The sequence below is a fragment of the Pseudomonas sp. S31 genome (assembly GCF_016648105.1).
In the GTDB taxonomy this organism is placed as follows: Bacteria; Pseudomonadota; Gammaproteobacteria; order Pseudomonadales; family Pseudomonadaceae; genus Aquipseudomonas.
Genome location: NZ_JACVVE010000098.1, coordinates 1 through 396, shown reverse-complemented (window position 1 = coordinate 396; position 396 = coordinate 1). Strand labels below are relative to the sequence as shown.

Annotated in this window: 1 pseudogene; it reads right to left on the bottom strand. The window is 58.3% G+C overall.

What is annotated here, in order from left to right:
- Window positions 1-396: pseudogene (locus IAE37_RS28630) on the bottom strand (T6SS effector BTH_I2691 family protein); the annotation flags it as partial.

Sequence of the window (396 nt, the reverse complement as noted above, 5' to 3'; positions counted from 1 at the left end):
GAACCAAAGCATGGCGCCGTTCAAAGCGCCTCCGCCTCCTGAGGTAAGTAACCCCAGAAAGGTAGGTTTAAGTCGTACTGTAGTGGTGAGTTCCAGTGCGATGCTCCGACTTCCGCTGATTCGAAGTTGCCTCATTTCCTCAACTTGGGCCATCCCATTTCTCAGATACCGCTCCACCTCCTGGCTGAACGGGTTGTCGCGGATCAGCTGATCGGTAACGTTGTAGCGAGCAGCCAAGAGTCCCAGCGCTTTTTCCAGGTTGCCCTCCCGAGCGGCCAGTTGCACCTGCTGGCGAAGGCTATTGCTCGCACTCCAGCGGGTTTCCCCGCGCATGCGTTTGAGCAGCACTGTGGTCACGGACTGGGCGGTCAGATCGGTGATCCCTGCCATGGCTGG